Below are 5,419 nucleotides of genomic sequence, written 5' to 3'. Positions count from 1 at the left end.
ACGGTTTTCTGCGCTGTTTTGCTCCATATCATCTGTAAATATACAGTTTCGTTTTCTACCTATATGAAGAAAAGACTAGGAAATTACTTGCCCTTCACCAAAGCCATGGCTTCTTTCCATGTATCACGCAACTCTTTGACCTGACCTTCTGCTTCTTCAAGAATGGCCAAATCGTTTTTCATGTTCGCTTCAATGAGCCGGCCGTATATGTAATCATATAATTGCGCGAGGCCTTCGGAAATTTCAATGTTGCGGTCGAGCGTGATCTGGAATTCCTGGATGATGTTCTGGGCTTTGATTAGATTCGTATTTTTTTCTTGAAAGTTGCCTTCTTTCATCGCGCGCTTAGCGAGTTTGATGAATTTTAGGCAGCCGTTATAAAGCATCAGCGTCAGTTCCTGCGGCGATGCCGTGGTGACCGAGTTCTGCTGGTATGTCTGGTAAGGATTATTGATTGCCAATTGTAGAACCTCCTTGTATTACTTCCGCTGGTCGATGAATGAGCCGCCGGTCGACGGCGTCTGGTAAGCACCGACATATTTTTTCGATGCCTGGCTCGTCTGGTTCATCTTGTTCAATTGCACCGAGAAGGACTGATGCAGTCTGTTCAATAAAGGCTGCAATTCGTCTTCGTGATCTTTCAATTGCTTGATCACTTTCTTATCTTCCGTCGTCCATGTGAATTCAGGGTTTTTTGTATATTCACTGAGTTGGTCGATGACTGTCTGGCGCTTTTCGAACAGCGCCTGCACGGCTTCGATCTGCTCCACTTCGTTATCGTCCATTTTTGAATGCACGGCTTTTGCCTGCGCATTCAGCTTTTCCGTGAGGTCGAGAAATTCAGCAAGTTTAAGTTGATAAGCGTCCATTACATGCCACCGAACATACTTTGTTGCATCCAGGCACTTTGTGAATTCATCTGGCTCAAAGCTTTTTCCATGGCCGTGAATTGTTTCCAGTAGCGGTCTTCGATACGGGTCATACGGTCTTGCCAGCGTTTGATGTCTTGATCCATTTGTTTTATTTTTTTGGATAGAGTGCTGTTGTCTACTCCACTTGTTGTACTGCCAGCTTGACCACTGAGTCTTGTAACCACTTCATTTAACTTTGCGTATACTCTGTCGCCTACGCCTACCCCTTTGCCCGCTGCGTCTTTGTAGACAAATAACTGCATAACTTCGTCTGGATTATTCGTCAATTTTTCGCTCAATATTTCTTCATCTATAAATAATTTTCCGCCTTCAAACTTCCTTGTATCTATACCAATTTGAGAAAGGAGTTTGAAGTTGCCATCAGGAATTTCTTTGACTTCGTCCATAAACGCACTTCTTAACTCCTGTAAAGCGCTTTTCAGGATCGGATCATTGCGGAGCAGACCACTTTTTGCTTTTTCTTCCCATAATTCGATTTCATTTTCTGTCATATCCTTCTTCTGCTCGTCGGAAAGCGGTTGGAAATCGGGATATCTTTTTTCTATAAGTTTTTTCTCCAGGTCTTCTATAATTTTGTTATAGCTTTCGACGAAATTTTTAATCATTTCCATCGGCTTTTCCGGATTGGATTTTACATGAATGGTGGCAACTTCAGTACTTACCTGTAAAAGATTTAATGTCAAACCATTAACCGTTGTTGAATTTGTAGTCAAATCTTTTATTTCGATGTCATTAAATGTTACAGATCCGTTAGTTGCGCTTGTTGTAGTGTGAGTTGAAGCTAACTCTGGATCTGTAGCTTTATTATTTAATACCTGTTTGGCCAATAGATCATTGGCGTTTCCTTCTGCGTCTGTAAACTTCAATGTAAAGTTCTGGTTTTTACCCATCCCTTTCGAAGAAATAAAGAATCTTGAAGTAGTGTTATCAAAACTGGCGCGAAGTTTAATGTCTTCATTCGCAGTTGCATCTTGAATCGCCTTCGCCACTTGTTCGTAGGTCATGTCCGCTTCAATTTTCACTTCAACTTCGTTACTCTCTTTATCCGCTACTTTTATAAATCCGTCTACCCCGATGTTGTCTGTCGATTGAGCGAACACTTTTGGTGCCTTTTCAATCGCATTCAACGAATTCATTTTTGCCGGACTCGCAATACTTTTCACTTCAACTTTATAGGAACCGCTGACAGCATTTGCGTTTGTCGAAACAGTAACACTATTCGAATTTGAAGATGTTGCACTATAAGAGTTAAACGAACTTTGGAGGCGCAAATTACTCGCACTGTCCCGCAGGTTTCTCATGGATAAATTAACCTCACGAAGTGATTCCTGCTGCCATTCTGTAAAGGTTTTCTTCTGTGTCAATTTATCCAGAGGCATCTTCTGTATTTTCATCATTTCTTTTACAATCGAGTCTGTATCCATTCCGGAAGCCAGTCCGCCTACACGCATTCAAATCACTCCGATTCTATTTCAATCATTTTACGATTTTTCATCTACGATCAATCCCATGAGCTCCGTCATCGAAGCATACATATCAAGGAATTTTTTATTAGGGATTTCTCTCAACACTTCATCTGTTAACGGGTTAACGACCTGTACATAATATTCGTTCAGATCTTCATGCAATAAAAACTTTACCGCCGTTGTTGTCGGTTCCAGAAATTCATTCATGCCTTCGATCCGATCCTGAACCATCTCTTTTGTTATCTTTTCAGGCTGAAAGTCTTCTTTTACAACTTGCTTTTCAGGTTTGACTTGAATCTTAACCCCTTCAATAGCTGCCGTTTCGCTGCTTTTGAAAACTGGAATAGCGGGTGCATTTTTAACTTCCATCGCTCTCAATCCCCTGTCCGATCATTCTAGGTAATAGCTATACTTATGTATCGGCAGAAAAAGAGATATTTTTAGCATATTTTATAATTTGCTTCATAAAAAATAAAACCGGTGGATGAACCGGTTTTATTTTATGTCAGCTTATTCAATTGGCGGTTCACGCCGGTGACCCAGTGATTATTAAGACCGGTTGGATCGTTGCCTGCACCGACCGGAGCGTATTTAGCACCGATAGACGCAATCGTCGTTTTGCCCTGGTTTAAATAGTTCTGGCGCAGGTTGCGGGCCATGTCGAAAATGCTTTCTTCGACCGAATCATAACTGCGTAGGCCGTTCTTGCCCATCATGCCGGCAATATTATTTTTCTCATTTGCCGCACGAGAAGTGCCGTTACCGGTTTCGTGGATCGCGATGGCAGAAAGAAGGTTGGGATCCAAATCGTATTTCTTGCCGGCATTGATGAAATGCGCGGCCGTTCCGCTCAATTTGCCACCCAGTGTATTTTCAAGCTTAAGGAATTGGATCGGCTTGAAGCTAAGATCTGTTTTCAGGTTCGGAACTGTTGGCTGAGCAACAGTTTCGGCAGCAGCTGGAGTTGCAGCCGGTGAAACTGATGGAAGCGAAACAGAAATGGGGGTATAGGAATTATTCAACTGTGCCATCATCTGGCTGCTATTTGAAATAGACGCCGCCGCTGGTGCTGGAGTAAATGCCGACATCATCGTCGGGTTCATTTCACCGCCGCCCTGCAGCATCGAACTCAACAGCATCATGAACATCGAATTGTCACTTCCAGCTCCACTCAGTGGTGCAGCAGAATTGCCTGATTGCTCAGCTGCTGAAGTCGCCTGGGCCAGTGAAGCCATCGTTGTATAATAGAACCAATTTGAAGAAATCGGGCTTGTCACTTGGGTCACACACCTTTTGTCAGTAGTATCATGAATTTATCATACAGGAGAATGAGTATAAAAAGAATAGGATAATTGTGGCAGAAATTTTTTTACTATAGGCGTCACAGTGACAGACAAGAAAACGCCCAAAGGCAGTTTAGGCATTTCCTTGTCTGTCACTGAGAATCGAAAAGGTGATACTTTGAGAGAAAGTGACACTACACTTTTACGCCAGGAGAGAGGTTCTTCGTACTTTTTAAAATATGATTCCTTCTCATATCTTCAGTAATGAAATGCATTACAGTCAAAATGATCGATTTTTGTATTTTTATTCTACAGAAAGAATATAAATATACAAAATAAGATATTACATCTTAAAAATGAATAAATATTCTCCTTGCTTGTAATACTTTACACTTCTATCATTTTAAATGAGAGTGAAATTTATCGTTAGAGAGGAGGTTCGTTATGTCTATATCTATTAGAATTTATGAAGACGGAAAAAAGATCACAGAAGAAATATATGGTGGTGCATCAAGTAGTCTTTTGTTTAATTTATTGAAAGAAAAATATGACAACTTAATAGTTTCTGAAGCAGAATGCGACGATGCTAAAGAGTTATCTGTGAAAAACGCCCACAAGTATATTTGTCTTGATAACACAAATGTACTTGGCTTTGAAAGAGAAGCAAATTTTATGACTGAAATTGTTCTGAAGTATGAACATACTGCCTATACAGATATTAAGAATCTCATAACATCTTAATTTAATTTTATTTGAGAACGTCAAGTTTATATGTGTTAAAGCACGAATCTTGACGTTCTCATACTTTATATTAAACTTCTCATTTAAAAACGTATTACTTTAACACCAACACTTCCCAAGGACAGACTCATTTGCTCCTTAAATTGTGGTTGCCCCCTGGGAAGCTCTATTAATATAGTAGGGTCCGATTTATGAACTCTATACATTTTCAATAACAAAATTTATAATAGCAGTAACAGAACCCACCACGCCTCTTAGTAATGCGGACCACGGTGGGTTTTTTTGTATATGGAGAGAACTTGGAAGAAAATAAAAGATGGGCCTTTCAGTATTGGTGTTTTCTATTTCTAATGTATTTCAGTTTTCCTCTGCGCTTCAAGAAAACTGTATTCATTTTGTAACTCTTTGATTTGACGGTTTAACTTTTCAATTTCATCTGCTGGAAGTTCATATTTCGCGGCATACTCCGCAATCTTTCTCATTTCCTGCAGTTTCATATCCATTTCATCAAGTATTAAAATTTGCTCTTTCGTCCACTGAAGTTGCTCTTCAAGAAATTCTTTTTGCTCTTTGTTGTCCATACAGCTTCCCCTTTTTTCTATAAATTTAGGCCATGGACAACTCCATGGCCATTTGTATTTCTATCAAAATTCAACTTACCCTTTAACATTAACCGATCCACCAATATGAGGCTGAACAGACTGCTCCAACATTTTGATTAAATCTTGTCCGCCCGACTCCGCCTGATCCATCGACTTCTTCATAACCGAAATAGATGCTTCCTGCCTTACATTCATTTGGCTCAACGCCATCGATAAAGCTGCGATATCCATGAAATAACCTCCCTATGTAAAAACATTATAGAAAAAGGAGCCTAAAATTAGGCTCCCATTTTTCATTAAGATTAACGCAGTAATTGAAGAACAGCTTGTGGCTGTTGGTTGGCTTGCTTTGCCGCTATGTCTTTCGATCATAGAATAGACTATATCTTCACCCT

Annotated in this window: 8 protein-coding genes; 1 reads left to right on the top strand and 7 read right to left on the bottom strand. The window is 40.1% G+C overall.

The genetic code is table 11. From position 1 onward, the window contains the following. Nucleotides 1-83: 83 nt before the first annotated feature. From fliS to KW93_RS10275, 5 genes are all read right to left on the bottom strand, one after another. Nucleotides 84-461, bottom strand: a complete 378-nt coding sequence (gene fliS / locus KW93_RS10295) for a flagellar export chaperone FliS (protein WP_033542927.1) — start codon at nucleotides 459-461, stop codon at nucleotides 84-86. 18 nt (nucleotides 462-479) lie between these two features. Further along, nucleotides 480-869, bottom strand: coding sequence for a flagellar protein FliT (locus KW93_RS10290; RefSeq protein WP_033542926.1), 390 nt, complete (start codon nucleotides 867-869; stop codon nucleotides 480-482). Next, nucleotides 869-2,383, bottom strand: coding sequence for a flagellar filament capping protein FliD (gene fliD / locus KW93_RS10285; protein ID WP_033542925.1), 1,515 nt, complete (start codon nucleotides 2,381-2,383; stop codon nucleotides 869-871). Before fliD ends, KW93_RS10290 begins: the two co-directional genes overlap by 1 nt. Nucleotides 2,384-2,413: 30 nt before the next feature. Further along, complete coding sequence (gene flaG / locus KW93_RS10280; RefSeq protein ID WP_033542924.1) at nucleotides 2,414-2,767, bottom strand: flagellar protein FlaG; 354 nt, start codon at nucleotides 2,765-2,767, stop codon at nucleotides 2,414-2,416. A 131-nt stretch (nucleotides 2,768-2,898) separates the two neighbouring features. Further along, nucleotides 2,899-3,675, bottom strand: coding sequence for a glucosaminidase domain-containing protein (locus tag KW93_RS10275; protein ID WP_033542923.1), 777 nt, complete (start codon nucleotides 3,673-3,675; stop codon nucleotides 2,899-2,901). Nucleotides 3,676-4,125: 450 nt separating this feature from the next. Between KW93_RS10275 and KW93_RS10270 the strand changes: the two genes are divergently transcribed. After that, nucleotides 4,126-4,422, top strand: coding sequence for a hypothetical protein (locus KW93_RS10270; protein WP_033542922.1), 297 nt, complete (start codon nucleotides 4,126-4,128; stop codon nucleotides 4,420-4,422). 347 nt (nucleotides 4,423-4,769) lie between these two features. Here KW93_RS10270 and KW93_RS10265 read toward each other — a convergent pair whose 3' ends face one another. Together KW93_RS10265 and KW93_RS17145 are read right to left on the bottom strand one after the other, a co-directional pair. Then, nucleotides 4,770-5,003, bottom strand: a complete 234-nt coding sequence (locus tag KW93_RS10265) for a hypothetical protein (RefSeq protein WP_033542921.1) — start codon at nucleotides 5,001-5,003, stop codon at nucleotides 4,770-4,772. A gap of 75 nt (nucleotides 5,004-5,078) precedes the next feature. After that, complete coding sequence (locus tag KW93_RS17145) at nucleotides 5,079-5,255, bottom strand: YjfB family protein (RefSeq protein WP_081986995.1); 177 nt, start codon at nucleotides 5,253-5,255, stop codon at nucleotides 5,079-5,081. Nucleotides 5,256-5,419: the final 164 nt, after the last annotated feature.

It is taken from the genome of Planococcus sp. CAU13 (assembly GCF_000775575.1).
In the GTDB taxonomy this organism is placed as follows: domain Bacteria; phylum Bacillota; class Bacilli; order Bacillales_A; family Planococcaceae; genus Planococcus.
Note: the sequence above shows the minus strand (reverse complement) of the source record. Positions and strands in the feature narration are given on the sequence as shown.